The 1121-nt window shown below is 65.0% G+C and carries 1 protein-coding gene; it reads left to right on the forward strand.

Features of this window, described 5'->3' with window-relative positions; genetic code table 11:
• Positions 1-50 precede the first annotated feature (50 nt).
• A complete protein-coding gene (locus B0293_RS42790) occupies positions 51-1079 on the forward strand; it encodes an IS30 family transposase (RefSeq protein ID WP_005159709.1) in 1029 nt (342 codons plus the stop codon).
• The last annotated feature ends 42 nt before the right edge of the window (positions 1080-1121 follow it).

A 1121-nucleotide genomic window follows, 5' to 3' on the forward strand; every position in this document is an offset into this window, starting at 1 on the left:
GGCGGTCTCAATCGGTTGTTGCAAGTGGTGGCAGCTGATAGGAGATCTTCATGCCAGGACCCCGGTTGACGTGCGAGGAACGGGAAAAGATCCAGAATGGTCTGGATCACGGACTTACCCAGGACGCGATCGCGAAAGTCCTGGGTAGGTCACCCTCGACGATTTCACGAGAAGTACGCCGCGGTGGTGGACCGCGGTGCTCGCGGCCCGGCACCAGGATCACTGGCCGGCCCCGCCGCTACCGGGCCGACCGAGCCCAGCGCCTGGCCTTCGAACGCGGCCGGCGCCCGAAAGCCCACCTGCTGGCCGGTGAGCTGGCGGCGGTGGTGACCGGTCTGCTGGAAGCGGACTGGTCACCCCAGCTGATCTCCCTGATGTTGCCGATGTTGTTTCCCGACGATCAGGCTATGCGGGTGAGTCACGAGACGATCTACCTGTCACTGTTCATCCAGACCCGTGGCGAACTGCGCAACGAGCTCACCGAACACCTGCGCTCAGGCCGTGACCGGCGCCGGCCGCGCACCAGCACCTCCAGCCGCCGCAAGGGCCGGATAACCGGGATGACCCCGATCAGCGAACGCCCAGCCGAGGCCACCGACCGGGCAGTGCCTGGGCACTGGGAAGGCGATCTGATCCTCGGTGCGGTCAGCCAGGGCGCGGTCATCACCCTGGTCGAACGCCACTCCCGATTCGTGTTGCTGGCGCCCCTGCCCGACACACACAAAGCCGTCGAAGTCCGGGAACTGCTCACCAGCATGATCGCCACCCTGCCCACCGAACTGAAACGATCGCTGACCTGGGACCAGGGCAACGAAATGGCCCAGCACGCCCAGTTCACCCTCGACACCGGCCTGCAGGTCTACTTCTGCAACCCCCACAGCCCCTGGGAACGCGGCAGCAACGAAAACACCAACGGCCTCCTACGCCAGTACTGGCCCAAAAGCTCAGACCTGCGCCACCTCACCCAAACCCACTGCGACGCAGTCGCCCTCCGCCTCAACACCCGACCACGCCCTACACTCGGCCTGCTTACACCCGTACAAGCACTCGACAAAGCACTACTTGCAACAACCAGTTGAGACCGCCCGCCCTTCACCGCGTCAGACGCGGGGAAAGTCCCC

The sequence above is a fragment of the Amycolatopsis azurea DSM 43854 genome (genome assembly GCF_001995215.1).
Taxonomy (GTDB): domain Bacteria; phylum Actinomycetota; class Actinomycetes; order Mycobacteriales; family Pseudonocardiaceae; genus Amycolatopsis; species Amycolatopsis azurea.

Coding starts and splice junctions, on each gene's coding strand:
- B0293_RS42790 (WP_005159709.1), top strand. CDS start 51: ATGCCAGGACCCCGGTTGACGTGCGAGGAACGGGAAAAGATCCAGAAT.